We start from the raw sequence: 24,418 nt of genomic DNA, 5'->3' as shown, positions 1-24,418 counted from the left end.
CGGATGTGTCTTTGGGTTGTTTATTTTTATCGCTTTTTATTTATTAAAGGCGATTCCTATCTTACAACACACCTCCTAAATCCTCATTCTCCATATAACATGGAGGAGTGAGCCAATTGAATAATTATGATTTTTCCTCGTTTGCGTCCGATGCAAAGGACTATAGGACAATACCGATTGTTAAACGTTTCTTAGTTGATACGTTAACACCTATTCAAATTTTCCAAAATTTAAAAAATGAAGCATCTTTTCTATTAGAAAGTAAGGATCATGAATCAGATTGGTCACGTTATTCATTTATTGGTTTGAAGCCATTTCTATTTATAGATGAAAACAAGGGCCAATTCTATGTGAAGAACGAAAACCAGCAAAGCATGGCAAAAATGCAAACCATAAAAGATGCCTTTAATTGGATTAAGGAGTATCTTGTTTTAAAGCCGCTTGATATTGAAATACCTTTTTATGGCGGGGCAGTTGGTTATATTGGCTATGATGCCATATCCACTTTCGAGAAGGTCGAGGAGCATCAAAATAATGATTTAAACATGGAGCGCTACCAATTTTTCTTTTGTGAAACAATTTTAGCTTTAGATCATCATTCACGTGAATTGATTGTCGTCCATTTTATTCGTCTGAACGGTGATGAGGATGACCGTATTAAAAAAGCTGTATTTGAACATGCCAATTCAAAAATTAATATGTATTTATCGAGAATTATTCAAAACAAAGAACAGAGTGAAATGCTTTTACTTCCAAAATTAAATGAAATTCCAAACGTATCAGATATCAAAACCAACTTTGAGAGACAGGATTTCCTTAATGCGGTAGATAAAATTAAGGAATATATCACCGCAGGAGATATCTTTCAGGCTGTGTTGTCACAGCGCTTTGAGATTCCGGTCTCTGTAAGTGGGTTCCAGTTATACCGCGTTTTACGGATGGTAAATCCATCACCTTATTTATTTTATATCAAAATAAATGACATTGAGATTGTAGGAAGCTCGCCTGAACGGTTAATTAAAATTCACCACAAACACCTAGAGATTCATCCAATTGCAGGCACAAGACGCAGAGGGAAGTCTAAGGAAGAAGATGATGCGCTTGCAACTGAATTGCTTCAGGACGAAAAGGAAAAAGCAGAGCACTATATGCTGGTTGACCTAGCAAGAAATGATATTGGTAGGGTTTCTACATTTGGCTCTGTAAAAACACCAGTATTAATGGAAGTTGGACGTTTCTCCCATGTGATGCATCTAATATCGAAGGTTACAGGTGAATTGGGTGAGAACATTGACCCGTTAGATGCGTTACTTGCTGCATTTCCAGCAGGTACAGTATCAGGTGCTCCCAAAATACGTGCCATGCAAATTATTTCTGAGCTTGAACCAACAGCAAGAAATTTATATGCGGGAACTGTTGCTTATATTGGGTTTGATGGAAATATTGATTCTTGTATTACAATCCGAACAGCAATTATTAAGGATGGTATTGCTTATGTTCAGGCAGGGGCAGGTATCGTTGCTGATTCTATTCCCGAGCATGAGTGGATGGAAACAGTAAATAAGGCAAGTGCATTAATTCAAACCATTCAATTAGCACAAGAAGCTTTCGACAAGGAGGATATTCATGTTTAAACAACTTTTAAATAAATGTATAAATGGTGCACTTCTAACAGAAGAAGAAAGTTATCAAGTGATGGATGAAATCATGTCGGGTAATGCTACTGCAAGTCAAATTGCTAGTCTCCTATCAATCCTCCGATTCCGAGGAGAAACGGTCGATGAGATTACCGGTTTTGCAAGAGCAATGAGAGACCATATGATGCAGCTAGATTATGAGAGTGAACAAGTGATTGATACATGTGGAACTGGTGGAGATGGTGCTTCGACTTTTAATATTTCCACTGCATCAGCGATTGTCGTGTCTTCCTTGGGAATTAAGGTTGCGAAGCATGGAAATCGTGCGGTTTCTTCAAAAAGTGGTAGTGCTGACGTCTTGGAATACTTAGGTGTGGAAATACAATCAACTCAAGAAGAAGCAAAGGAAGCGTTAAATAAACGAAATATGAGCTTCTTATTCGCACCGATCTATCATGCAGCAATGAAGCATGCAGTAACGCCGAGAAAAGAAATCGGCTTTCGGACGATTTTTAACCTCTTAGGGCCAATGGCAAATCCAGCTAGGTGCAAAAAACAAGTCTTGGGTGTGTATTCAACCGAGTATGCAGAAAAGATGGCACATGCACTTCAAAAGCTTGGCTCAGATCACGTATTATTTGTGTCAGGGCGAGATGGACTCGATGAATGTAGTATCACAACTGAAACAGATATTGTCGAATTAAAAGATGGTGAGATTAGAAGATTTGTTTTATCACCTGAAGATGTAGACCTTCCACGCGGAAATATGGAAGATATCCAAGTTTCTTCTGTTTTGGAAAGTGCCAACCTGCTACGAGATGTTTTATATGGTAAGGCTAATCAGAGTGCAACGAATATTGTTTTACTAAATGCAGGAGCAGCTATTTATATTTCAGGAAAGGTTAACAGTATTCGCGAAGGTGTAGATTTAGCTAGGGAAGCAATGGTAATGGGGATAACTAGAAGCCATTTTGAACAACTAAGAAATCGTGAGGTAGAGTATCATGCTAAATAAAATTTTAGAGCAAAAGAAAATAGAAGTTTCAAATATTCAATACCCGGAAGTAAATGGTCAGGTAGAACGTAAGTCTTTATACAACGCTCTTACTAGCCCGAACCGTTTGCTTGGGATTATTGCCGAAGTGAAAAAGGCTTCACCTTCAAAGGGAATCATACGTGAGGATTTTCAGCCTGTTTCAATTGCAACTGAATATGAGGAAGCACAAGCGGATGCCATTTCTGTACTGACAGATGAAAATTTTTTTCAAGGATCGATGGAATATCTAATGGACATAAAACAAAATGTCAGCATTCCTGTTCTGCGTAAAGATTTTATCATTGATGCAAAGCAAATTGTACAGAGTGAAAGGATCGGAGCGGATGCGATTTTATTAATTGGTGAGGCGTTAGACCCTATCCAATTACATGAATATTATTGTGAGGCATATGAACGAGGCTTGGAGTGTCTAGTTGAAGTACATTCACGAGAGATATTGGAAAAAGTATGTAAGCTATTTACTCCTAAAATACTGGGTATTAACAATCGGAACTTACAGGTGTTCGAGACATCAATTATTCATACAGAAGAGATTGCCAAGGAAGCTCCTTCCGAAAGTCTAGTTGTAAGTGAAAGTGGTATTCATACTCCGCAGGATATTAAGGATATCATCAAATATGGTGCAAATGCTGCTCTAATAGGAGAAGCATTCATGCGAGCAGAGTCCCCTGGAATTGGAATAAAGCAAATGTTTGGAGAGGTTCCAAATGCAACGTCCACTTATTAAATATTGTGGAAATAAATCATGCGAGGATGTACAGGTCGTTTCCCAAAGTAGAGCCGATTATATAGGGTTTATTTTTGCTAACAGTAAACGAAAAGTTAATCCAGATGAAGTGAAACAATGGCTACAAGAAGTGGATTTACATGGCAAACAAACGGTAGGAATCTTTGTTAATGCAAACTTTGAAGAAATAGAAACCGTATTAGAAATCGTTCCACTAGCCATCATTCAATGCCATGGAACAGAGTCGGTAGATTATATTAAACAGGTTAAAAAACGAACAATGAAGAACGTATGGAAGGTTATCCATCATGCTGATCAAGCTTTGGAAACAATGAAGGAATTTGCAGGTATTGTTGATGGGTATGTGGTTGATACAAAGGTAGCAAATATGTGGGGTGGCTCTGGAGTTTCTTTTAATTGGGAGGCTATTCCACTATACCACCAGGAAGCGAGGAGTCAAGGAGTACCTTGCTTTATTGCTGGAGGAATCGACTCTAAAAATATTGAACGGCTCCTAAGTTACAATATCGATGGTTTTGATGTTTCAAGCGGTATTGAACACCAAGGAAAAAAAGACCAGACAATTATACACACTATACAGAAACGGGTGGATGAATATGTTGAACGTACCTAATGGTAATGGTAGATTTGGAGATTTTGGCGGAAAATTTGTACCAGAAACATTAATGAAACCATTAGAAGAAATAGAAAAGGCATTAGCAGAAGCATATCAAGATGAACAATTTCATAATGAATATATTCGTATTTTAAAAGAGTATTCAGGTCGACCTACAGCACTTACATATGCTGATCACTTAACGAAAGAGTTAGGCGGAGCGAAAATCTTCTTAAAACGTGAGGATTTAAACCATACAGGTGCACACAAAATCAACAATGCGATTGGCCAAGCTCTCCTTGCAAAGAGAATGGGAAAGAAAAAGATCATCGCTGAAACTGGTGCAGGACAGCACGGGGTAGCAGCTGCTACAGTAGCTGCAAAGTTCGGACTGGAATGTAAGGTGTTTATGGGAGTTGAGGATATCGAGAGACAAAAGCTGAATGTATTTCGAATGGAGCTTTTAGGTGCCGAGGTTATCCCTGCTACTAGTGGGAATCAAACATTAAAGGATGCCACGAACGAGGCAATCCGATACTGGGTTCAAAATTGTGAAGATCACTATTATATGATTGGGTCGGTGGTTGGACCACATCCATATCCGAAAATGGTTCGTGATTTTCAACGAATTATTGGTGATGAAGCAAGAGATCAATTCTTGAAAGCAGAAAGTCAGCTACCTTCTGCAATTGTTGCCTGTGTAGGTGGGGGAAGCAATGCAATGGGTATGTTCTATCCATTTTTAAATGACGACGTCCGTTTAGTTGGGGTAGAGGCAGCAGGGAAGGGTGTTGATACATCCTTGCATGCTGCAACAATTACAAAGGGAACAAGAGGAATCATCCATGGTTCATTAACCTATCTTCTGCAAGACGAACATGGTCAGATTACAGAACCTTATTCTATTTCAGCAGGCCTTGACTACCCGGGTGTTGGACCTGAACATGCCTATCTTGCAAATAATGGAAGAGTAAACTATGTGGGTGTTACAGATAAAGAGGCCCTTGATGCGTTACAGATGCTAACACGGGTTGAAGGGATAATTCCAGCGATTGAGTCTGCACATGCGATGGCAAAAGCAATTCAAATGGCCAAAGAAATGTCACCAGAGGAGTCAATCCTAGTATGCTTGTCTGGTCGTGGTGATAAAGATGTTCATTCACTAATGACGCATTTAGAAGAAGGGGGAGCTAAAAATGAACACAACGTTTACGAACCGATTACCCAAAACTGATAAACTATTTATCCCATTTATTGTATCAGGTGACCCACATCCTGACGTAACAATAGAAATCGCGCTTTCCTTACAAGAAGCAGGGGCTTCTATCCTAGAACTAGGAATACCGTATTCTGACCCTTTAGCTGATGGACCTGTTATTCAAAGAGCTTCCGCTCGTGCTTTGAAAAATGGGGTAACACTCAAGAATTCTATGAATCTTGTTTCAATAATGAGAAAAAAAGGACTAAAAATTCCTGTAATTATCTTTACCTATTACAATCCTGTGCTACAATTAGGAGAAGAAAACTTTTTCGCTTTAGCGCGACAAAATGGTATAGACGGTTTACTCATTCCCGACCTTCCCTTTGAAGAAAGTGAAAACCTAAGAAGGAAATGTGAGAACGAGGGATTAAAATTTATCTCCTTAGTTGCTCCAACATCTTCAAGTCGAATTGAAAAGATTGCCACACATGCACAAGGGTTTTTATATTGCGTTTCATCCCTCGGTGTTACAGGTGTTCGAAATTCGTTAAATAAAGAGGTATACTCATTTCTACAAGAGGTAAAACGGTATAGCAATATACCGGTAGCAGTCGGGTTTGGTATCTCTAATTCCTCTCAAGTAGAAGCACTTAAAGACCACTGTGATGGTGTAATTATGGGAAGTGCCCTAATTCAAAAAATTGAAGAATACCTACCGGAATTAGTGGATGAAGAAACAAGAGCTACCGCCTTATGTCATTTTAAGAATTTCATTAGTGATGTATTGCATCCTATCAATAAATAAAGAGGTGTAGCTTCAGATGAATGTCAAAGAACAGCTATTGGATTTAAAACCATATCAACCAGGAAAACCGATAGAGGAAGTAAAAAAGGAATATGGACTAGAAAAAATTGTAAAACTAGCATCAAATGAAAATCCTTATGGATGCTCAGAGAAAGCGAAAGAAGCAGTGAAAAACAGCCTAAATTCATTCGCGATATACCCTGATGGTTATGCTACAGAGCTTCGGGAAAAGCTTGCAAAGCATTTAGGTGTGGATGGATCACAACTTCTTTTTGGAAATGGATCAGATGACGTCATTCACATTATTACAACTGCCTTGCTGGCCCCTGGTAAGAACACAGTTATGGCCAATCCTTCATTCTCTCAGTATAAGCATAATGCTGTTATTGAGGGGGCGGAGGTTCGTGAAGTAGATTTAATAGATGGACATCATGACCTTGAAGGAATGCTTCAGAGAATAGATGAAAATACTGAAATTATTTGGGTTTGTTCTCCAAACAATCCATCAGGAGTGTATGTTGATTCTAATAGTCTTCATCATTTCTTAAAACGAGTTCCAAAGCATGTCTTAATCGTAATGGATGAGGCATATTATGAGTTCGCTGCCGATGAAAAAGATTATCCAAACACGGTAGCGCTTCTAGATGAATATACGAACCTTCTTATTTTGAGAACATTTTCGAAGGCATATGGACTTGGTGGACTTCGCGTCGGCTATGCAATTGGAAATCGTGATTTTATTCATAAGATTGAACCTGTAAGGCAGCCGTTTAATTCAAATCGAGTTGGGCAGGTAGCAGCAATCGCCGCATTAGAGGACCAGGATTTCATTGCTTCTTATGTTAAAAAAAATAAACAAGGCTTACAGCAATTTTATAGATTCTGTGAGGAAAACAATTTATCTTATTATCCATCGTTTGGAAATTTCATTTTGATTGACTTTGAACAACCTGGAGATAATGTATTCCACTATTTATTAGAGCGTGGCTTTATTGTTCGCTCAGGTAATCCTCTTGGTTTTCCAACTAGCGTACGGATTACAGTTGGTACCGAGGATCAAAATAGTGAACTTATTGCAATACTTACAGAAATGCTATCAAATCAAAAGAACTAACACTATGGGGGTTCAAACACAACCCCTATTAAGTGTTTTTGATCTATTGTTTAGCGCAAGGTGACATTTGCTCAAAGGTCTAAGACAACTGTTAATGATGGTTTTACTCATAATTCTTGTTGCCTAGAGCTATGTGCCTTGTGCTTTTCTAAATTCGGTGGTGAAATGAGATGGAAAGAAATGTTTTAGTAATTGGACTTGGTTTAATTGGTGGTTCAATTGCACTTGCGATAAAAAAGGAACACCCTCATGTTACAATTTATGGTTATGATCTAAATACTGATATCCCGCCACTCGCAAAAACTTTAAAAGTAATTGACGAAGTGGTCGTTAAGTTAGAGGATGTTATACATACTTGTGATTTTATTTTTATTTCTGTTCCTGTCAAACAAACAGTTGATATGATTCACGAATTGAGTTCCTATGAACTTAAAGAGGACGTCATTGTTACTGATGTAGGTAGTACGAAGCAGCAAATTGTTCAAACTGCAGACTCAATTTTTAGTAATCTGGGTGTTACTTTTATAGGTGGTCATCCAATGGCTGGATCTCACAAAAGCGGGGTAGTTGCGGCAAAAGAACATCTATTTGAAAATGCCTTTTATATCTTTACGCCTCATGAAGAGACATCGTCCACTAAGGATGGTGTCGAACGACTTAAAGGCCTATTGAGTGGTACAAAAGCGAATTTTGTGATTATGACTCCTGAAGAACATGATCGTGTTGCTGGTGTTATTAGTCATTTTCCACATATTGTTGCGGCAAGTTTAGTTCATCAAGCTGAAAAGTATGACAATGAAAATGAGTTAGTTCGTCCCTTAGCTGCAGGGGGATTTCGTGATATTACTAGAATCGCTTCTAGTAATCCGTCAATGTGGAGAGATATTTTAATCCAAAATCGAAATGTATTATTAGACCTTTTTGATAAATGGATTGACGAAATGGAATATATACGAAATTATGTGGCAAATGGTAGTGGTGATGATATTTATAACTATTTCATGGATGCCAAAAATTTCCGAGATGGGCTGCCAAACCGTACAAAAGGTGCAATTCCATCATTTTATGATTTATATGTTGATATACCAGACTATCCTGGGGTGGTTTCAGAAATTACTGGACTTCTTGCAGGAGAAAGAATTAGTATTACCAATATTCGAATTATCGAGACGAGAGAAGAAATCTATGGAGCGTTACGGATTAGCTTCCAAAGCGAAGAAGACCGTGGAAAAGCTAAGGTTTGTATTGAAAGCAAAACGAATTATGAAACATTTTATGGATGACCTAATTTTTTTTATTTTCAAACGCCAAGGTCGTAATTGATTAGGGAGTGGTACTATGAATACACAAAAGCTACAAACAAATATTGCAGGACTAAATGGATCGATTGATATTCCTGGTGATAAATCAATATCCCATCGTTCTATTATGCTGGGTGCTATTGCACAAGGGAAAACGATTGTGGATAATTTTTTACTAGGTGATGATTGTTTAAGTACGATTAGTTGTTTTGAAAAATTAGGAGTAAAAATTTCACAAGATAATAATCATGTTGAAATTGAAGGAGTAGGATTTGATGGCCTGCGTGAGCCTGTTGAGGTTCTAGATACAGGAAATTCTGGAACGACTACTAGATTAATGGTAGGACTTCTTTCTGGTATTCCAATTCATTCATGTATGATTGGTGATGAATCAATCGCAAAAAGGCCAATGAAGCGGGTTACTGAACCATTGCGACAAATGGGCGCGAAAATCGATGGAAGAGAAGATGGGAATTTTACACCACTCGCAATTCGTGGTGGCTCTTTAGAGGGAGTTCACTATCAATCACCTGTTGCTAGTGCACAAGTAAAATCCTCTATCCTATTAGCGGGCTTAAATGCAACAGGTACAACAACTGTTACAGAGCCCCATAAATCAAGAGACCATACTGAACGTATGCTGCGTGCCTTTGGTGTTGAGGTTGAAGAAAATGGTCTAACTGTAACGATTAAGGGTGGCCAGAAACTGACAGGGACAACAATTCAGGTCCCAGGTGATATTTCATCTGCAGCATTTTTCCTTGTTGCAGGAGCGATTGTGCCAAATAGTCGAATTACTTTAAAAAACGTTGGAATGAACCCAACTAGAACAGGTATAATTGATGTTTTGGTAAAAATGGGTGCACGTCTAGAAATCGAAAATGAAAGAGTCGAAAATAATGAACCGATTGCGGACTTAACCATACAGACTTCTAATTTAAAAGGAATCGAAATTGGTGGCGATATTATTCCTCGACTAATAGATGAAATCCCAGTTATTGCCTTGTTGGCAACACAAGCGGATGGAAAAACGATCATTAAGGATGCTGGCGAGCTAAAGGTAAAAGAAACAAACCGGATTGATACAGTCGTTAGGGAACTCTCAGAACTAGGAGCTGTCATTGAGCCGACTGATGACGGAATGATTATCTCAGGTCAAAAGAAACAATTAACTGGTGGCGACGTTCATAGTCACGGGGATCATCGAATTGGCATGATGCTTGCGGTTGCTGCTTGTATATCAAACGGTGAAGTAAACCTTACGGATTCTGAATCAATTTCAGTCTCTTACCCAAGTTTTTTTGAACATCTTAATGTGTTAATTGAAGGTAATTAATAATTAGACCCCATGAAAACTATGTTTTCATGGGGTTTTGCATATGTGGATAAAAACTAACATACATTCACTACTTATCGCATAGCTTGTCTTAAGGGATTCGTATTGAAAGGGGAGGTTTGATGCCATATATATTAGAAAAAGCGAATGTCTTGAAAAATAATAAAGTTGTCACATGTTCAATTCTAATTAAAAATAAACGTGTCGACTATATGCAAGAAAACCTCAAAAGACTTTCTTTTATGAAAACGAACTTGTCACACTATTTATTAACGCCAGGGCATGTTATGGTAAACTACACTTTTTCGAAAAAAAAGTCATTTCAATCCTTTAAAACAGAAATAACGGAGAACTACTTAAAGAAGGGCTGTACAACCATGCTTGTCATTAGTGATGTCAATACCGAACGTGAAATTATTCCTACTTTAAAAAATACAAGGCATTATCTATTAAATAGCCCTATTGACTATTATTTAGGGATTCGTATTCCTCTTGAAAGCCTAACGCCCCCATTCCTTGTCACCTGTAGACGTAATAAGATACCTGTCATCATCGTTACGATAGAAAAGGTGGAAGACTTATATAAGATTCCGTGGGGGTGGATAAGGGAGTCTTACCACTCCTACCAAATACCGATTATCCCTGAGTGGAAAATAAAGGAAAAGGCGATTTTTAACAGCAAGCGAAAAGATGAGATTTGGAAAACAATTATGGAGGAAAATCGAATTCCTACTATAGTAGATCGTCCGAATGAGGATGAGCCTCTGACAATTGATATGTTAAAAAAGATTGGAATTTACCCGAATAAGGGGGATATACGCGTCGGAGGGGAATTGGATTACAATCTATATGATCATGATTCTATAGGCTATTCAGTTGATGAAACGCCGTCTCTCGATTATCATAATCTTATACCGACAATTACCATGCATAAAGGGAATTTCACTAAAGTAGGCGAGAAAGTATATTTCAGGTCTGGCTTTGGAAATGAATGTATAGTAAAAAAGCCTGGTTTTTTTGTATCGTCCTACGATGTGATGTAATGTAATGGTAAAAGAGAGATAGGTAAGAGGAGTTAATCATTTATGAATAGATTAGAGGATGCTATACAGCTTGTTGAGGATGGTAAAGTTGAAGAAGGTCTCAAAGCGATAAAAAAGCTCAGGGAATACTCAACTGATGATGAGAAGTACACCATCGCTCAAAACTATTATCAATGGGGCTTTGTGGAGGATGCAAAGGAAATTGCAGAAGAATTAATAGCACGTTACCCTGATGAAGGTGAACTTTTTGTGTTTTTAGCAGAAATGATGATTGACCTTGATCAAGAAGAAGAGGCTATTCAGTTATTGGAACAGATTTCTGAAGATGATCCTGTTTATTTGGAGTCCCTTGTTTTACAAGCAGATTTATTCCAAATGCAGGGTTTACACGAGGTCAGTGAACAAAAGCTACTTTTAGCAAAAGAAAAAACAGATAAAGAACCAATCATTGATTTTGCTTTAGCTGAATTGTATTCAAGCCACGGCGAATATAAGAAAAGCGTTCCTTATTATGAGAAGGTACTAATAGAAAACGATGAAATTGCAGGTGTAAATGTGAATGCACGAATAGCAGAAAGCTTTAGTGCAATTGGTAAGTTTGAAGAGGCTCTTCCTTATTATGAAGAAGCCATCAAAAAACAAGAAGATAGTAATACACTATTTGGATTTGGTGTTACTGCCTTTCAGGCTAAATTTTTTACTAAAGCAATTGAAATCCTAACTAGATTGAAAGAGCTTGACCAGGACTACGGCTCTCTTTATCTTTACCTTGCAAAAGCATACGAAGAAGAAGGTATGATCGAGGAAGGTTTTAAGATATCATTGGAGGGACTTGAGGTAGACTCGTTAAATAAAGAACTTAACTTTAACGCAGGTAAACTTTCAATGATGCTAGGTGATAAAGAAAGTGCGGAAAAATACTTACGGGCTGCTGTAGCAATTGATCCAGGCTATGTAGAAGCAACTCTACAGCTTTCAAAATACTTGATTCGTGAAGAGAGATTTGAGGATGTTGTGGAATCCCTTGAATCTGTGATGAGTTATGGTGAGTTTGATGAACAATTTGAATGGGATCTTGCATTTGCAAAAAATAAATTAGAACAATATTCGGATGCATTAAACCATTACCGTCGTGCATATACTTCTTTTAAAGAAACTCCAGAGTTTTTAGAAGAGTTTGGATATTTCTTAATGGAGGACGGTAAACGTCAAGAAGCGATTGATATTTTCAGGCAACTCTTAAAGCTTGACCCAATGAAGTACGAGATTGAGGAATTACTTTCTGAACAGGAATAATCGTAAAGTTTTGTGAACGCTGGACTTTTTTTAACATGCTTTTGAAGGATATTTTAATGTGAATGTTGAAGTATATTCAGTACATTAATACTCAATACTAGCAGAGGAGGGAAGCATGCGATGACTACCCCTGTATCTGTCAACGAGAAAAAAGACTTCATTCGCTGGTTTCTGAATAATTATCAGCTAAAGAGAAGAGAGTGCGTTTGGATTTTAAACTATTTAATGAGCCATGACCTGCTCATGAAAAATGTACACTTTGTAGAGCAAGCCCAATACTGTCCACGAGGAATCATAATGTCAACTCATTGTGTAGATGATGTACCATTTCGTTTTTATAAGGAAAATGTCATGACAACGGATGCTGAAAAATCCTTTCATGATATTCGCTTAAACAGAGATGAGGAAATCTATATCCAACTGAACTTCAGATCCTCCTTCCATTCTCCTAATTATGTGGCTGTTCTTGAAGAGAACCCATATATGCCAAAACATCTTCAGGTGAATGAACAAGATAAAGAGCTTGCTAAAAAGTTTCTTGAGGAATCGATTCATATGTTTCAGAAGGAACATTTGTTAAAACGGATTGATGAGGCACTCGACAGACAAGACGAGACAGAATTTAAGAGGCTAACGGAGCAACTTAAACAAATATAACAGATATTACTTTTCTAAGGCTGACAGCGTGTCAGTCTTTTTTATTTGTACAAAATATGGTATGGTAGTTTGGGAGTTTAGCTCTAGAATAGCTGAACATAGATGGGTTAGAAATTGCCAATGGGAAAGGAAGCTTACATAATGAAATGGGTTACAAAGGATATGGACGTATATTTACAAGCGAAGGAATATGTCGACACGGCTGTTATTCCTCTAATTCCTGTTTCGCTTGAAGGGAACCTAAAAAACACAGTTTCTATGGGAGAGTTTATTACCATCCTCTCAAATGAAGTAGAACGACAGTTTAAAGGAAGAATCATATTGTTTCCGGCCTTTACATATTCAACTGGTGAAGAACTCCAAATGGCTAAAACCCGTTTGAATCAATGGACAAGCGAATTTAGTGATGGAGGAATGAAACATACCATTTTTATTACTTCTGATAGCAGCTGGAAGCAAGTAGAACAAGATTTAAATGGCTCACTTATTTGGCTACCGACATTACCGCTAGAATATGTTGAGGAAAAATATAAACAAACAATGCTACAAGATCAGATGAAACAACTAGTTACATTATTTACGAATATCTGGCAAAAATAATTTCTTCAACATTATGTGGCTATAATAATGAAAAATTCCTAACTTTTCCTAAGAAAGTCACATAGTTGCCATTGTTTCGGTAAATCCTATTATTGACCTTCACCAAATATTGATATATCATGAGAATGTCCTAGTTTTAATTGTGTACAATTATGTCCGGAGTGGACTTAGCTTAGCATAGAGGGGGGAAAAAAATGAGCGAGAATAAACAACGGGTTTCAAGACGTCAATTTCTAAACTATACTCTAACTGGTTTAGGTGGTTTCATGGCAGCTGGGATGCTAATGCCAATGGTCCGCTTTGCAGTTGATCCATTACTTCAGCCATCAGCAGATCAAGACATGGTACAAGTGGTGAGTGTTGATAAGATTACAAATGAGCCTCAAAAATTTGATTTCAAAGTGAATCAAGTTGATGCATGGTATGAATCAGATGTTTCAGTTTCAGCATGGGTATTTAAAAATGATAACGGCGACATCGTAGCACTTTCACCAGTATGTACGCATCTTGGGTGTGCAGTATCTTGGGCTGAGGATCCAGCTAACCCGAATCGTTTCTTCTGTCCTTGTCACTATGGTTTATATGAAAAGGATGGTACAAACGTGCCTGGTACACCACCAAGGGCTCCACTAGATGTTTATGAAAGTCAAGTAAAAGATGGTTATTTATATTTAGGAAAAGCGAAACCAAGAGGAGGAGCGTAATCAAATGTTAAATAAGATTTTTGATTGGGTTGACGAACGACTTGATATTACTCCTCTTTGGGCAGATATTGCGGACCATGAGGTTCCTGAGCATGTAAACCCAGCGCATCATTTTAGTGCGTTTGTTTATTGCTTTGGAGGACTAACATTTTTTATCGTCGTCATCCAAGTTCTTTCTGGTATGTTCTTAACAATGTACTACGTGCCAGATATCATCAATGCGTGGAATTCTGTATATTATTTACAAAATGAAGTAGCGTTTGGACAAATTGTCCGCGGAATGCATCACTGGGGAGCAAGTCTAGTAATCGTTATGATGTTCTTACATACTCTTCGTGTATTTTTCCAAGGCGCATATAAAAAGCCTCGTGAGCTTAACTGGATTGTTGGAGTTTTAATTTTCTTTATTATGCTAGCACTTGGTTTAACAGGGTATCTACTACCTTGGGACATGAAAGCGTTATTCGCAACAAAGGTTACACTAGATATCGTTGATGCTACTCCTATTATAGGGCCTTATTTAAAGACTCTATTAGCAGGACATCCAGAAATTGTTGGTGCACAAACACTAACACGTTTCTTTGCGATTCATGTATTCTTCTTACCTGCAGCATTATTTGGTTTACTAGCTGCTCACTTTATCATGATTCGCCGTCAAGGTATTTCAGGTCCATTGTAGGATTGAAGACTGTGCATTCATGGTAAGTGACTTTTAAATGCACAGCATACATGAATACCTTTGAGGTAAAGTACTCGAATTTGTTCAACTTGTTTGAAAAGATATGTGCAAACTCTTTTGAATGATAATTCTCTAAAAAGGAGGGGGACCGATTATGCATCGCGGAAAAGGAATGAAATTTGTTGGGGACTCCCGTGTTCCTGTGAGCAATAAAAAGCATATTCCCAAGGATTATTCCGAGTATCCAGGAAAAACAGAAGCGTTCTGGCCAAACTTCTTATTGAAAGAATGGTTAGTTGGTTCTGTTTTCCTAGTGGGCTTTTTATGTTTAACAGCAGCACACCCATCACCTTTGGAAAAAATCGCTGACCCTACTGCGGCAGGATATATTCCATTACCAGACTGGTATTTCTTATTCTTATATCAATTGCTTAAGTATTCTTATGCATCAGGACCTTATACTGTAATTGGTGCACTCGTAATTCCAGGTCTTGCTTTTGGAGCACTTTTACTTGCTCCATTCCTAGATCGTGGTCCAGAGCGCAGACCAGCAAAGCGTCCAGTTGCAACTGGTCTTATGCTATTAGCAATTGCTGCAACAGTTTACTTAACATGGGAATCTGTTTCTCAAGTAGACTGGGAAGCAAGAGCTGAGTCTTCTAAGATTGTAGCAGAAGCAGAAATTGATAAAGAATCGGAAGGATACTTGCTTTATCAAGAAAAAGGTTGTATCGGATGTCACGGAGGTAGCCTAGAAGGTGGACCTGCAGGGAAAGCTTTAGTTGATAATGGTTTAGAACCAGATGCAATTAAAGACATCGCTAAGAATGGTCAAGGGCAAATGCCTGCTGGTTTATTCGAAGGAACTGACGAAGAATTACAAAAACTTGCAGAGTTTATTTCAAGTGTAACCTCTAAATAATCAAACTAAAAGCTGACTCTTGGGTCAGCTTTTTTTAATCTTGACAAAGCAACCCCTGTGAGAGAATCTTGAAGTAAGAAAAATGGAAGGTTGGTACATATATGAAATGGTTTGCCTATTTAATGGGACAACGTTGGGTGCTTTTGATTCTTCTGCTCATAAATGTTCCAGGAACAATCTATGGCTATGTTTGGTATGAAAGTCAGTTAGCTGTTACACCTCCAAAATACTTAATCTTTGTTCCGGATAGTCCAACAGCAAGCTTGTTCTTTTGCTTTGTGCTAATTGCGTTTCTATTACGTACAAATTGGCCTCTTATTGAAGCGCTCGCAATTGTTACTCTTTTTAAATATGGGATCTGGGCAGTTGTAATGAATATTCTTACTTATTTTGTTGATGGGTTAGATATTTATGGATACATGCTTATACTGTCTCACTTAGGCATGGCGATTCAAGGATTGCTTTATGCCCCGTATTATCGCATAAAGCCTATTCATTTAATTATTGCTGCTGTATGGACTTTACATAATGACGTGATTGATTATGTGTTTTTTATGATGCCGAGATATAGTGTTTTGGATCAATATATACCACAAATCGGCTATTTTACATTTTGGTTGAGTATCGTCTCAATTCTAATCGCATATCTTCTTTGTATTAAAAAAGACCGGTATAAATTAGAACTACTATAATCAAATACGCATATGCGTATTTGCGCCCGATTTTTTTTCGAGCCTGCTCGAAAAACACCTTTGAAAAATCGTGGCATCCGCCGGAGGCTTTATTTATATTAAGCAGAAGTAAATACTTCTGCTTAATATAAATAAAAAGTAGGTCTACTCTTGTCCAAACTATCATACATTTTACTAGATGTTGAGGAGGGACAAGTATGAAAATTTCTAGAATGATATGTATTATTTGTTTTATAGTTATGATCCATCCTATATCCATAGCAGCTGCCTCCAACGAAGAAAACTGGGATAAGCTTGATCAAATTTCCGATCAAGCCCTGCAAATGGTGAAGCAAGAAAGATACCAGGATGCTAAGCAATTTTTAACACATTTCTCTAACGAATTTTTACGAATGAGTCAGAGGGAACAATCATTTTCAATGGATGATCTACGTATTATCACCAGTACTCATAACACAGCATTAGATGCTGTTAATTCATCATCCCTTAGCTTTGAGGAGAGAATTAATCGAGTGACACAATTTCGTTTGGTCATTGACGCGATGAGATCCGAGCATCAGCCAATGTGGACGGAATTGGAAGACTCAATCATGACTACATTTGGTCAAATGAAAGAAACGGTAGAGGAAGGGGATACCGAAAATTTTAATCAACTCCTGACTATCTTTCTATCAAAATATAATATGATTCATCCAAGCATTACTGTCGATATGACACCTGTGGATGTTCAAAAAATAGATTCACATATTGCATTTTTAGATGAGTATCGAAATGAAGAACTAAAAACAGCTACTAGGATACAACAGCTTGATCAGATGGAACTTGATCTTAAGAACCTGTTTGAGCGTATGAAAGAGGATGAGGCCGATCCATCCCTTATTTGGGTGATGATCTCCACCGGAGGTGCTATAATTCTCACATTAATTTACGTCGGTTGGAGAAAATATAAAGGCGACAAACAAAAAAGACAGAAACAAAGAGATTATGAGGAACGGTAGAGGTGGGTGAGACCCACTTTTTCTTTTTTGATTTTTGTAAGCAAGACAATTGACTTTACGTACGACTCTCACTAAAATTAAAGTATATTAAAGTTTGGAGGATTAAAGAATGATTCTTGTATATTTTGCTTTGATCATTATCATTCCAATTTATGCGCAAATTAAAGTGAAAAGCGCATATAAGAAGTATTCACAAATTCCTTCTTCATCAGGTATGTCAGGTGCAGAAGTAGCTAGAAGAATACTTGACCAAAATGGCTTGTATGATGTCAGAATCGAAGAAACGCCTGGTGTGCTATCAGACCACTATGACCCAAGATCAAAAGTTGTTCGACTTTCAACTGAAAACTATTACGGAAACTCAGTTGCGGGTGCTGCAGTAGCTGCCCATGAAGTAGGGCATGCTATTCAGGATCAACAAAACTATGCATTTTTACGTTTCCGCCATGCGTTAGTTCCTGTAGCTAACATTGGTTCAAACTTTTCGTGGATTTTAATCATTGCAGGTATGATATTTACAATACCTAGCCTTATGCTATATGGAATTATCTTTATGGCGGCAGCAGTTTTATTCCAGTTAGTAACTCTACCTGTTGAATTTAATGCTTCGTCACGGGCAATGAATGAAATTGTATCAGCAGGTGTTATCCGAAACGATGAAGAGCGTGAAACGAAAAAGGTTCTAAACGCAGCGGCACTAACGTATGTGGCAGCAGCAGCAGTAGCAGTACTTGAACTATTAAGATTAATCTTAATGTACACAGGAATGACTCGTTCAGAAGAATAGATAAAAACCAGTTATCGATAAAGATAACTGGTTTTTCTTTGTCAGCTTACTTAAGGGAGTTTTAAACCTTCATATCAATGAGCAAATTTTTCTGTAAATACGGTGCTAATCTCTCACCTTTCAATTGGTTTTTTTTCTTCATCTAATGTAAATCCTTCTCCTAGTACATCATGAACATCACTAACAGAGACAAAGGCATGTGGGTCTACTGAAATGATAACCTGTTTTAAGCGGCCAACCTCGCTTCTACCCACGACACAATATAAAATATGCTTCTCTTGTTTTGTGTATGATCCCATACCTTTTAATATTGTGACACCACGTTCCATCTCATGTAAGATTTTTTCTGCAATTTTATCATTTTGCTCAGAAATAATCATTGCACCTCTTGCTGCATATGCACCCTCCTGCATAAAATCAATCACCCTTGCTCCAATAAAAACGGCAAGCAATGTGTACATGGCTTCTCTATGTGAAAGATAAAATATGAGAGAGACTGTGATAACAACCGCATCGAATAAAAACATAGTCTTACCCATCGACCAACCAACGTACTTTCGGACAAGTCGAGCAATGATATCTACTCCACCAGTTGTACCTCCATAGCGGAAGATAATTCCGAGCCCAACTCCAATAAAAACACCCGCAAACAAGGCTGCAAGCATTAAATCTCCATCAAGGGGAATTGCAAATTGATACCGTTGAAATATCCATAAGAAAACGGAAACACTTATTGTGCCGATAAGTGTATAATAGAACGCAGTACGCCCAAGTAGCTTCCATCCAAGTATAAACAGTGGGATATTTAAAATTAAGTTTGAGTAGGATGGATCAAATTCAAAAAGAAAGTAAAGCAATAGGGTAATTCCGGTGAATCCACCCTCAGCAAGATTATTTTGCATATTAAAATGGACAATCCCAAAAGAGAAAATTGCAGAACCTAGTAAAATAAAAAAGATACTTTTAATTGATAACTTCAACGTAATTTACCCCCGAATATAGAAATTATTGCCACCTTATTATAGAGTATGGATAAAATACTTACAAATCATGTCATGTAAAAGAAAAGTTTGTCAAAATACCATTATTTGAGCTAACATAAGAAATAGAAATGAAGAGGTGATAGATATGGCAGATAAAACAATGAAACAGCTTCAGCAGGAAGTTGATGCATACATAAGCCAATTTAAAGAAGGGTATTTTAGTCCTCTTGCACTACTAGCAAGACTAACTGAGGAATTAGGAGAACTAGCCAGAGAAGTGAACCACCACCACGGTGAAAAACCTAAGAAAGAGACTGAAGCTCAAAAAACGGTTGCTGAAGAAACAGGCGACATGTTGTTTGTTCTGATTTGTCTTGCAAATTCCTTGAACATTGACCTTGAAGACGCACATAATACAGTTATGAACAAATTTAATACAAGAGATAAAGACAGATGGACTCGAATTGATACAAACAACTGAGGAGGAAACGAGATGAAGACAATAAGAATTGTAATCGCAGGGCCGAGAGGGAGAATGGGAAAGGAAGCTGTTGCTCTTGTACAAGAAACAGAGAATTTTTCCCTTGTAGGCGTAATTGACCATAAAAATAACGGAAAAACCTTAAGTGAGGTTGAAGGTTTTTCAAATGCAGATGTTCCTATTTATACGGATATTAGAGAAGCGTTTAAAGAAACAAACCCAGATGTGTTGATTGACTTGACCACACCTGAAACTGGTAAATATCATACTGAGGTTGCTATACAACATGGTGTACGCCCAGTTGTGGGAACAACAGGTTTTACTAAAGAAGAATTAGATCGATTGGCAAATCTAGCGGAGGAACGTAAAATTGGGGCTATTATTGCACCTAACTTTGCTGTAGGAGCGGTATTAATGATGAAGTTCTCTCAAATGGCAGCTAAATATTTTCAAGATATCGAAATTATCGAGCTACACCATGATCAAAAACTTGATGCTCCATCAGGGACAGCTGTAAAAACCGCAGAGCTTTTAACAACAGTTAGAGAAGCTAAGAAACAAGGACATCCTGATGAGAAAGAAACAATTCAAGGTGCCCGTGGTGCAGAGTACGATGGAATTCGTATACATAGCGTAAGACTGCCAGGGTTAGTAGCTCATCAAGAAGTAATGTTTGGTGGCAATGGTCAAATGCTTTCTATCCGCCACGACTCGTTTAATCGTGCTTCTTTCATGTCTGGTGTGAAATTATCAGTGGACACTGTAATGAACCTAGATGTTTTAGTATATGGATTAGAAAATATTATCGAATAAGGGGATACGATACTATGAAAATTGCTTTAATTGCTCACGACAAAAAGAAAACAGATCTTGTTCAATTTTCTACGGCTTATAAAAGTATTTTAGAACGACATGAATTATTTGCTACAGGAACAACGGGCTCGCGCATTAGTGAAGCTACTGGTCTCCAAATTCACAGATTTCAATCTGGGCCATTAGGTGGCGACCAGGAAATTGGTGCAATGATTGCAAATAATTTAATGGATATGGTTATCTTTTTTAGGGATCCTCTTACAGCTCAACCACATGAACCAGATGTTACAGCACTCATTAGACTATGTGATGTGTACTCTGTTCCATTAGCAACAAATATGGGAACTGCAGAGGTTCTGATTCATGGATTAGAACAAGGATTTATTTCATGGCGTGAAATTATCCGTGATAGACAGGAAGGAAATAATTTATAAGTGGACCAATAATGGGAGATGCGAAAATGAAACTAAAAATTGGGATTACCTGTTACCCTTCAGTTGGAGGTTCGGGTATCGTAGCAACAGAGTTAGGGAAGTTGCTAGCGGAAAAAGGACACGAAATTCATTTTATTTCTTCAAGTCTTCCGTTCCGTCTTAATAAAATATATCCGAATATTTATTTCCATGAGGTGGAAGTCAATCAATATTCCGTCTTCAAATATCCACCTTATGACCTAGCGTTAGCAAGTAAAATGGCTGAAGTTACAAAGCGGGAGAAGCTAGATCTTTTACATGTGCATTATGCTATTCCACATGCAGCGTGTGCTTATCTGGCAAAGCAAATGGTTGGTGGGGACGTAAAAATTGTAACGACCCTCCATGGAACAGATATTACGGTTCTTGGTTATGATCCGTCTTTAACAGACTTGATTCGGTTTGGAATTGAACAATCAGATGCGGTTACAGCTGTATCACAATCACTTGTTAGTCAAACCTACGATTTAATTGAGCCAAAAAAAGAGATCAAAACTATTTATAATTTTGTGGATGAGAAGATTTATTACAAACGTGATGTCAGGGATTTGCGTCTGCAATATGGGATAGAAATGGATGAAAAAGTCGTCATTCACGTTTCGAATTTTCGAAAGGTAAAGCGTGTCACTGATGTTGTCCTAGCATTTGAACTCATTCAAAAGAAAGTAAAATCAAAACTGTTATTGGTCGGAGATGGTCCGGAGTTAACTACTGTCTGTAAACTAATAAAGGAATTGGGAATAGAGGACCGAGTACTACTCTTAGGTAAGCAGGAGAACCTTGCTGAACTATACTCCATAAGTGACTTAAGTCTGCTATTATCTGAAAAAGAAAGCTTTGGCCTAGTCCTTATTGAAGCCATGGCTTGTGGGGTTCCTACAATTGGAACAAATATCGGAGGCATTCCAGAGGTAATTGACGAAGGAAGGGATGGCTTTATTTGTGAGCTTGGGGATATTCCTGATATTGCGAACAAGGCAATTAAATTATTAAGCGATTCTACACTACATAAAACGATGTCAAAACAGGCGATTCAATCTGTACAACTAAAGTTTAACTCAGAGCGAATTGTTAATGATTACGAGGACTTATATTATTCTATTCTCTCGAATAAACGTTGATAGGGGATAATGGAGATGAAGGAACCATTTAGAAAAGCGAAGGCAATTCTTACGAAACTACATAACAATGGATATGAAGCATACTTTGTGGGTGGTTCAGTCCGTGATCATCTCCTCGATCGGCCCATCGGCGATATCGATATTGCAACCTCAGCACTACCAGGGCAAATAATGGCTGTATTTCCTAAGACAATAGACGTTGGAGCAGTTCATGGTACAGTGATTGTATTACATGAAGGTGAGCAGTTTGAAGTGACCACTTTTCGGACAGAGGAAGGGTATGAGGATTACCGTAGACCCTCACATGTAGAATTTGTCACATCACTACATGAAGACCTTAAAAGACGGGATTTTACAATGAATGCGATTGCGATGACAATTAATGGGGATATCATTGATCCATTTAATGGAAAGCAAGCGATTGAAGAGAAGAAAATCCAAACAGTAGGAGACCCTAACGAACGTTTTCGTGAAGATGCACTAAGGATGATGAGGGCTGTTCGTTTTTTAAGCCAATTATCCTTTTTCTTATGTAAAGACACACAGTCAGCTATTAGAAAAAATGCACAGCTATTAGAAAAAATTTCAGTTGAGCGAATTACAATTGAGTTTGAAAAAATACTAGCAGGGCCGAATTGCCAAGAAGCTTTTCCAACTCTAGTAGATACAAATTTAGTTCAATACATACCTGGATTTGAAAATGAAACGAAAAGTCTTGCAACTTTTTCTACATATAACTGGAATCAACTAAAAGGAAGATCTGAGTACTGGACGCTAGTTTGTCATTTATTGGACAAACAAGACATAAAGAGTTTTCTAAGACAATGGAAGTTACCTAATAAAATAACTGAACAGGTCATAAAAAATTTGATATGTTTGGAGTCCATCCTATTAAAAGGATGGAATAAGCGGCTATTGTATGATAGTGGAAAAGATTGTATCCAACAAGTGGAGCGTGTCTTGGGTGTTCTTGGTACATACCAAGAAGTATCGCTGTCTGAAATGTACAATAAACTACCAATTAAACAACGTTCTGACATTATGATTACCGGTGCAGATTTAATACGTTGGTACGATAGAAAGCCAGGAAAATGGGTCTCAGAGACCTTTGAGAGAGTTGAGAATGGCATTCTTGAACAAAGTGTAGAAAATAACCAGGAAATGATAAAGGAGTGGCTTCTATCTTGCAATCCGAAATAAGAAAAAAATTGTTGGAGGTCTTCTCTAGTGCTAACGGTGAGTTTATCTCTGGGCAAAAAATAAGTGATCAGCTGGGCTGCTCACGTACTGCAGTGTGGAAGCATATTGAAGATTTGCGAAGTGAAGGATATGAGCTAGAGGCTGTTAGAAAACTCGGATATCGAATTATAACAAAGCCCGATAAAATAAGTGGGAATGAAATACAGTTAGGACTAGAGACAGAATTTATGGGTAGGTATATTCATTTTGAAGAAACGGTTACCTCAACCCAAAAAATTGCACATCGTCTTGCTTACGATGGAGCAGAACAAGGTACGCTTGTTGTAGCTGAAGAACAGACAACAGGTCGTGGGAGATTGGACAGGTCTTGGTATTCGCCTAAACATACAGGTATTTGGATGAGCATGATTTTGAGACCGCAAATTCCACCATCCCAAGCTCCACAATTAACGCTATTAGCGGCAGTAGGTGTGGTCCAAGCAATTCAAGAGGTGACAGGTCTAGAGCCGGATATTAAATGGCCAAATGATATACTAATAAATCAAAAGAAGCTCGTAGGTATTTTAACAGAGCTTCAAGCAGAAACCGATCGTATCAATTCTGTAATTATTGGTATCGGCATTAATGTGAACCAGGAATTAAGCCATTTTCCTGAAAGTTTACATTCGATTGCTAGCTCACTTGCGATTGAAACAGGGGAAAAAGTGGACAGGGCAAAATTAATTCAGGTAATTCTATTGAAAATCGAAAAGCTATATAAAGAATATTTAAAGCATGGTTTTAAGGTTGTAAAACTATTATGGGAAAGCTATGCGACAAGTATCGGAAAACAAATCATTGCTAGAACTATTTCAGGCTCGATGGAAGGGAAGGCAATTGGAATAAATGAAGAAGGTGTGTTGCTTCTAGAGGATGCAACAGGACAATTACATCATATTTATTCTGCGGATATTGAACTGCCTAAAAATTAAATGTAGAAATAAGATTGAATTTTTTATATAATTCAATGTAATGGGTGGTATCCATTTTGGAACTACACCATGCACTACATTTTTACCTATGTTTTTTACAATTATATTCTGCCTTGATCCAATGGACTGGGACAGAGGGATGAAATTTGCCGAACTCATTTATGTTTTAATCCTTCTTTCTCTCTGTATAGAAAGAGGGATTTT

Annotated in this window: 26 protein-coding genes; 25 read left to right on the top strand and 1 reads right to left on the bottom strand. The window is 37.7% G+C overall.

Features of this window, described 5'->3' with window-relative positions; genetic code table 11:
* Positions 1 to 116: 116 nt before the first annotated feature.
* From trpE to CZ490_RS09030, 19 genes are all read left to right on the top strand, one after another.
* Positions 117 to 1,634, top strand: coding sequence for an anthranilate synthase component I (gene trpE / locus CZ490_RS09125; RefSeq protein ID WP_077618599.1), 1,518 nt, complete (start codon positions 117 to 119; stop codon positions 1,632 to 1,634).
* The gene (gene trpD, locus CZ490_RS09120; RefSeq protein WP_077618598.1) at positions 1,627 to 2,652 is read left to right on the top strand and encodes an anthranilate phosphoribosyltransferase; all 1,026 of its coding nucleotides are present in this window, start codon (positions 1,627 to 1,629) and stop codon (positions 2,650 to 2,652) included. The genes trpE and trpD overlap by 8 nt, the downstream gene beginning before the upstream one ends.
* The gene (trpC, locus tag CZ490_RS09115) at positions 2,642 to 3,421 is read left to right on the top strand and encodes an indole-3-glycerol phosphate synthase TrpC (protein ID WP_077618597.1); all 780 of its coding nucleotides are present in this window, start codon (positions 2,642 to 2,644) and stop codon (positions 3,419 to 3,421) included. The genes trpD and trpC overlap by 11 nt, the downstream gene beginning before the upstream one ends.
* Positions 3,402 to 4,055 (top strand): phosphoribosylanthranilate isomerase, encoded by a 654-nt coding sequence (locus CZ490_RS09110; RefSeq protein WP_077618596.1) that lies wholly within the window; start codon positions 3,402 to 3,404, stop codon positions 4,053 to 4,055. The genes trpC and CZ490_RS09110 overlap by 20 nt, the downstream gene beginning before the upstream one ends.
* Positions 4,039 to 5,271, top strand: coding sequence for a tryptophan synthase subunit beta (gene trpB, locus CZ490_RS09105; protein ID WP_077618595.1), 1,233 nt, complete (start codon positions 4,039 to 4,041; stop codon positions 5,269 to 5,271). Before CZ490_RS09110 ends, trpB begins: the two co-directional genes overlap by 17 nt.
* On the top strand, positions 5,234 to 6,043 hold the full coding sequence (gene trpA / locus CZ490_RS09100; protein ID WP_077618594.1) for a tryptophan synthase subunit alpha: 810 nt from the start codon (positions 5,234 to 5,236) through the stop codon (positions 6,041 to 6,043). The genes trpB and trpA overlap by 38 nt, the downstream gene beginning before the upstream one ends.
* Positions 6,044 to 6,059: 16 nt before the next feature.
* The gene (gene hisC, locus CZ490_RS09095) at positions 6,060 to 7,157 is read left to right on the top strand and encodes a histidinol-phosphate transaminase (protein ID WP_077618593.1); all 1,098 of its coding nucleotides are present in this window, start codon (positions 6,060 to 6,062) and stop codon (positions 7,155 to 7,157) included.
* Between the two features lie 170 nt (positions 7,158 to 7,327).
* On the top strand, positions 7,328 to 8,440 hold the full coding sequence (locus tag CZ490_RS09090; protein WP_077618592.1) for a prephenate dehydrogenase: 1,113 nt from the start codon (positions 7,328 to 7,330) through the stop codon (positions 8,438 to 8,440).
* A 55-nt stretch (positions 8,441 to 8,495) separates the two neighbouring features.
* Positions 8,496 to 9,794, top strand: a complete 1,299-nt coding sequence (gene aroA, locus CZ490_RS09085) for a 3-phosphoshikimate 1-carboxyvinyltransferase (protein ID WP_077618591.1) — start codon at positions 8,496 to 8,498, stop codon at positions 9,792 to 9,794.
* A gap of 122 nt (positions 9,795 to 9,916) precedes the next feature.
* On the top strand, positions 9,917 to 10,837 hold the full coding sequence (locus CZ490_RS09080) for a hypothetical protein (RefSeq protein ID WP_077618590.1): 921 nt from the start codon (positions 9,917 to 9,919) through the stop codon (positions 10,835 to 10,837).
* 42 nt (positions 10,838 to 10,879) lie between these two features.
* Complete coding sequence (locus CZ490_RS09075) at positions 10,880 to 12,133, top strand: tetratricopeptide repeat protein (RefSeq protein WP_077618589.1); 1,254 nt, start codon at positions 10,880 to 10,882, stop codon at positions 12,131 to 12,133.
* 120 nt (positions 12,134 to 12,253) lie between these two features.
* Positions 12,254 to 12,790, top strand: coding sequence for a ReoY family proteolytic degradation factor (locus CZ490_RS09070; RefSeq protein ID WP_077618588.1), 537 nt, complete (start codon positions 12,254 to 12,256; stop codon positions 12,788 to 12,790).
* Between the two features lie 141 nt (positions 12,791 to 12,931).
* Positions 12,932 to 13,390, top strand: coding sequence for a YpiF family protein (locus CZ490_RS09065; protein ID WP_077618587.1), 459 nt, complete (start codon positions 12,932 to 12,934; stop codon positions 13,388 to 13,390).
* Positions 13,391 to 13,584: 194 nt separating this feature from the next.
* Positions 13,585 to 14,094 carry a QcrA and Rieske domain-containing protein gene (locus CZ490_RS09060; protein WP_077618586.1) on the top strand — a complete coding sequence of 170 codons (510 nt, stop codon included), beginning with the start codon at positions 13,585 to 13,587 and terminating at the stop codon, positions 14,092 to 14,094.
* A 4-nt stretch (positions 14,095 to 14,098) separates the two neighbouring features.
* Positions 14,099 to 14,773: a menaquinol-cytochrome c reductase cytochrome b subunit gene (gene qcrB, locus CZ490_RS09055; protein WP_077618585.1), complete on the top strand. Its 675-nt coding sequence runs from the start codon at positions 14,099 to 14,101 to the stop codon at positions 14,771 to 14,773.
* Between the two features lie 154 nt (positions 14,774 to 14,927).
* Complete coding sequence (locus tag CZ490_RS09050; protein ID WP_077618584.1) at positions 14,928 to 15,695, top strand: menaquinol-cytochrome c reductase cytochrome b/c subunit; 768 nt, start codon at positions 14,928 to 14,930, stop codon at positions 15,693 to 15,695.
* Positions 15,696 to 15,796: 101 nt separating this feature from the next.
* On the top strand, positions 15,797 to 16,387 hold the full coding sequence (lhaT, locus tag CZ490_RS09045; RefSeq protein ID WP_077618583.1) for a lipoprotein heptaprenylglyceryl N-acetyltransferase LhaT: 591 nt from the start codon (positions 15,797 to 15,799) through the stop codon (positions 16,385 to 16,387).
* 197 nt (positions 16,388 to 16,584) lie between these two features.
* Complete coding sequence (ypjB, locus tag CZ490_RS09035; protein WP_142255358.1) at positions 16,585 to 17,385, top strand: sporulation protein YpjB; 801 nt, start codon at positions 16,585 to 16,587, stop codon at positions 17,383 to 17,385.
* 109 nt (positions 17,386 to 17,494) lie between these two features.
* Positions 17,495 to 18,172 carry a zinc metallopeptidase gene (locus CZ490_RS09030; protein ID WP_077618580.1) on the top strand — a complete coding sequence of 226 codons (678 nt, stop codon included), beginning with the start codon at positions 17,495 to 17,497 and terminating at the stop codon, positions 18,170 to 18,172.
* A 113-nt stretch (positions 18,173 to 18,285) separates the two neighbouring features.
* Here the strand turns inward: CZ490_RS09030 and CZ490_RS09025 are convergent, their stop codons facing one another.
* The gene (locus CZ490_RS09025; protein ID WP_077618579.1) at positions 18,286 to 19,152 is read right to left on the bottom strand and encodes a YitT family protein; all 867 of its coding nucleotides are present in this window, start codon (positions 19,150 to 19,152) and stop codon (positions 18,286 to 18,288) included.
* Between the two features lie 148 nt (positions 19,153 to 19,300).
* On the opposite strand from CZ490_RS09025, the gene CZ490_RS09020 reads away from it, so the two are divergent.
* From CZ490_RS09020 to CZ490_RS08995, 6 genes are read left to right on the top strand one after another with little or no spacing between them, the layout of a single operon-like run.
* Positions 19,301 to 19,636 carry a nucleotide pyrophosphohydrolase gene (locus CZ490_RS09020; protein ID WP_077618578.1) on the top strand — a complete coding sequence of 112 codons (336 nt, stop codon included), beginning with the start codon at positions 19,301 to 19,303 and terminating at the stop codon, positions 19,634 to 19,636.
* A gap of 12 nt (positions 19,637 to 19,648) precedes the next feature.
* A complete protein-coding gene (gene dapB, locus CZ490_RS09015) occupies positions 19,649 to 20,449 on the top strand; it encodes a 4-hydroxy-tetrahydrodipicolinate reductase (RefSeq protein WP_077618577.1) in 801 nt (266 codons plus the stop codon).
* A gap of 14 nt (positions 20,450 to 20,463) precedes the next feature.
* On the top strand, positions 20,464 to 20,883 hold the full coding sequence (gene mgsA / locus CZ490_RS09010) for a methylglyoxal synthase (RefSeq protein ID WP_077618576.1): 420 nt from the start codon (positions 20,464 to 20,466) through the stop codon (positions 20,881 to 20,883).
* A 26-nt stretch (positions 20,884 to 20,909) separates the two neighbouring features.
* Positions 20,910 to 22,043 (top strand): N-acetyl-alpha-D-glucosaminyl L-malate synthase BshA, encoded by a 1,134-nt coding sequence (bshA, locus tag CZ490_RS09005; protein ID WP_077621011.1) that lies wholly within the window; start codon positions 20,910 to 20,912, stop codon positions 22,041 to 22,043.
* A 15-nt stretch (positions 22,044 to 22,058) separates the two neighbouring features.
* Positions 22,059 to 23,243 carry a CCA tRNA nucleotidyltransferase gene (locus CZ490_RS09000; protein WP_077618575.1) on the top strand — a complete coding sequence of 395 codons (1,185 nt, stop codon included), beginning with the start codon at positions 22,059 to 22,061 and terminating at the stop codon, positions 23,241 to 23,243.
* A complete protein-coding gene (locus CZ490_RS08995) occupies positions 23,216 to 24,214 on the top strand; it encodes a biotin--[acetyl-CoA-carboxylase] ligase (protein ID WP_077618574.1) in 999 nt (332 codons plus the stop codon). Before CZ490_RS09000 ends, CZ490_RS08995 begins: the two co-directional genes overlap by 28 nt.
* The last annotated feature ends 204 nt before the right edge of the window (positions 24,215 to 24,418 follow it).

It is taken from the genome of Litchfieldia sinesaloumensis (assembly GCF_900156865.1).
Classification (GTDB): domain Bacteria; phylum Bacillota; class Bacilli; order Bacillales; family Bacillaceae_L; genus Ferdinandcohnia; species Ferdinandcohnia sinesaloumensis.
The sequence above is the reverse complement of the archived record's forward strand: the minus strand, read 5'-3'. Positions and strand labels throughout refer to the sequence as shown.

What these genes read in the sequence shown, in the direction of transcription:
- lhaT (WP_077618583.1), top strand. Translation starts at nt 15,797, where the DNA reads ATGAAATGGTTTGCCTATTTAATGGGACAACGTTGGGTGCTTTTGATT.
- CZ490_RS09020 (WP_077618578.1), top strand. Translation starts at nt 19,301, where the DNA reads ATGGCAGATAAAACAATGAAACAGCTTCAGCAGGAAGTTGATGCATAC.
- CZ490_RS09080 (WP_077618590.1), top strand. Translation starts at nt 9,917, where the DNA reads ATGCCATATATATTAGAAAAAGCGAATGTCTTGAAAAATAATAAAGTT.
- bshA (WP_077621011.1), top strand. Translation starts at nt 20,910, where the DNA reads ATGAAACTAAAAATTGGGATTACCTGTTACCCTTCAGTTGGAGGTTCG.
- trpA (WP_077618594.1), top strand. Translation starts at nt 5,234, where the DNA reads ATGAACACAACGTTTACGAACCGATTACCCAAAACTGATAAACTATTT.
- CZ490_RS09070 (WP_077618588.1), top strand. Translation starts at nt 12,254, where the DNA reads ATGACTACCCCTGTATCTGTCAACGAGAAAAAAGACTTCATTCGCTGG.
- trpD (WP_077618598.1), top strand. Translation starts at nt 1,627, where the DNA reads ATGTTTAAACAACTTTTAAATAAATGTATAAATGGTGCACTTCTAACA.
- CZ490_RS09050 (WP_077618584.1), top strand. Translation starts at nt 14,928, where the DNA reads ATGCATCGCGGAAAAGGAATGAAATTTGTTGGGGACTCCCGTGTTCCT.
- qcrB (WP_077618585.1), top strand. Translation starts at nt 14,099, where the DNA reads ATGTTAAATAAGATTTTTGATTGGGTTGACGAACGACTTGATATTACT.
- aroA (WP_077618591.1), top strand. Translation starts at nt 8,496, where the DNA reads ATGAATACACAAAAGCTACAAACAAATATTGCAGGACTAAATGGATCG.
- trpC (WP_077618597.1), top strand. Translation starts at nt 2,642, where the DNA reads ATGCTAAATAAAATTTTAGAGCAAAAGAAAATAGAAGTTTCAAATATT.
- CZ490_RS09060 (WP_077618586.1), top strand. Translation starts at nt 13,585, where the DNA reads ATGAGCGAGAATAAACAACGGGTTTCAAGACGTCAATTTCTAAACTAT.
- CZ490_RS09090 (WP_077618592.1), top strand. Translation starts at nt 7,328, where the DNA reads ATGGAAAGAAATGTTTTAGTAATTGGACTTGGTTTAATTGGTGGTTCA.
- ypjB (WP_142255358.1), top strand. Translation starts at nt 16,585, where the DNA reads ATGAAAATTTCTAGAATGATATGTATTATTTGTTTTATAGTTATGATC.
- dapB (WP_077618577.1), top strand. Translation starts at nt 19,649, where the DNA reads ATGAAGACAATAAGAATTGTAATCGCAGGGCCGAGAGGGAGAATGGGA.
- trpB (WP_077618595.1), top strand. Translation starts at nt 4,039, where the DNA reads ATGTTGAACGTACCTAATGGTAATGGTAGATTTGGAGATTTTGGCGGA.
- CZ490_RS09065 (WP_077618587.1), top strand. Translation starts at nt 12,932, where the DNA reads ATGAAATGGGTTACAAAGGATATGGACGTATATTTACAAGCGAAGGAA.
- CZ490_RS09075 (WP_077618589.1), top strand. Translation starts at nt 10,880, where the DNA reads ATGAATAGATTAGAGGATGCTATACAGCTTGTTGAGGATGGTAAAGTT.
- CZ490_RS09110 (WP_077618596.1), top strand. Translation starts at nt 3,402, where the DNA reads ATGCAACGTCCACTTATTAAATATTGTGGAAATAAATCATGCGAGGAT.
- hisC (WP_077618593.1), top strand. Translation starts at nt 6,060, where the DNA reads ATGAATGTCAAAGAACAGCTATTGGATTTAAAACCATATCAACCAGGA.
- CZ490_RS09030 (WP_077618580.1), top strand. Translation starts at nt 17,495, where the DNA reads ATGATTCTTGTATATTTTGCTTTGATCATTATCATTCCAATTTATGCG.
- CZ490_RS09000 (WP_077618575.1), top strand. Translation starts at nt 22,059, where the DNA reads ATGAAGGAACCATTTAGAAAAGCGAAGGCAATTCTTACGAAACTACAT.
- mgsA (WP_077618576.1), top strand. Translation starts at nt 20,464, where the DNA reads ATGAAAATTGCTTTAATTGCTCACGACAAAAAGAAAACAGATCTTGTT.